Genomic DNA, 1,037 nt, shown 5'->3' with positions numbered 1-1,037 from the left:
CCCCAGCGCACCGCCGCCGGTGCCGCTGGGCGAAGGGCATCTGGCGCGCTGCATCCGGCTCGACGCCGTGGCCGCAGCCCATGAGGACCGGGCATGACAACACCAGATACTCCTGATTTGATAGCTGCACGCACCGATTGCACAAGCGCACCGGGCCGATTTGAATCAAAAATCCCTATGACCGCCCCAGCACCCCTGCTGCAGGTGGCCCAACTGGTGCGCCACTACCCGCTCCCGCGCACCCGCCTCTTCCACCCCCCGCAGCAGGTGCAGGCCCTGCAGGGCGTGGACTTCACGGTGACGGCGGGCCGCAGCCTGGGCATCGTGGGCGAGTCGGGTTCAGGCAAGTCCACGCTGGCCCGTCTGGTGATGGCGCTCGACACCCCCACCGCCGGCACGGTGCACCTGCTGGGCCGCAACCTGCACACCCTGCCCCCCGCCGAGTTGCGCCGGGCGCGGCGCGACTTCCAGATGGTGTTCCAGGACCCCTACGGCTCGCTGGACCCGCACCACACGGTGGAGCGCATCGTGGCCGAGCCGCTGCGTGCCCAGGGCCAGGTGGGCCGGGCTGAGCAGCGCGAACAGGCTGCACAGGTGCTCACGCAGGTGGGGCTGCGCAGCAGCGACCTGGGCAAGTACCCGCATGAGTTTTCGGGCGGCCAGCGCCAGCGCATTGCGATTGCGCGCGCCCTCATCACCCGCCCCCGCCTCATCGTGGCCGACGAGCCCGTGAGCGCACTCGACGTGTCGGTGCAGGCCCAGGTACTCAACCTCATGCAAGACCTGCAGCAGCAGTTCGGCGTCACCTACCTGCTCATCAGCCACGATCTGGCCGTGGTGAACCACCTGTGCGATGACGTGGTGGTGCTGTACCAGGGGCGCATCGTGGAGCGCGGCACGCCCCAGGATCTGTTCTACAACGCGCAGCACCCGTACACCCGTGCCCTGGTCAACGCCGTGCCCCAAATCGCTCCGGGGCGCGCCCGCGCACGCCGCACCGCCGCTGGCAGTTCTGCAGGCATCGCGCGCTAGCCACG

General features: G+C 69.6%; 1 protein-coding gene. It reads left to right on the top strand.

Going from position 1 to position 1,037, the window contains the following annotated elements:
- Window positions 1–177: 177 nt before the first annotated feature.
- Entirely contained in the window at window positions 178–1,032 is an 855-nt protein-coding gene (locus ACDELDRAFT_RS22945) for an ATP-binding cassette domain-containing protein (protein ID WP_005801593.1), read from the top strand.
- Window positions 1,033–1,037 lie beyond the last annotated feature (5 nt).

Origin of the sequence: Acidovorax delafieldii 2AN (assembly GCF_000175235.1) — a bacterium.
GTDB lineage: Bacteria > Pseudomonadota > Gammaproteobacteria > Burkholderiales > Burkholderiaceae_C > Acidovorax > Acidovorax delafieldii_B.
This window is presented reverse-complemented; position numbering and strand designations above follow the sequence as displayed.

Excerpts from the sequence above, each read along its gene's own strand:
- ACDELDRAFT_RS22945 (WP_005801593.1), top strand. The coding sequence starts at position 178 with ATGACCGCCCCAGCACCCCTGCTGCAGGTGGCCCAACTGGTGCGCCAC.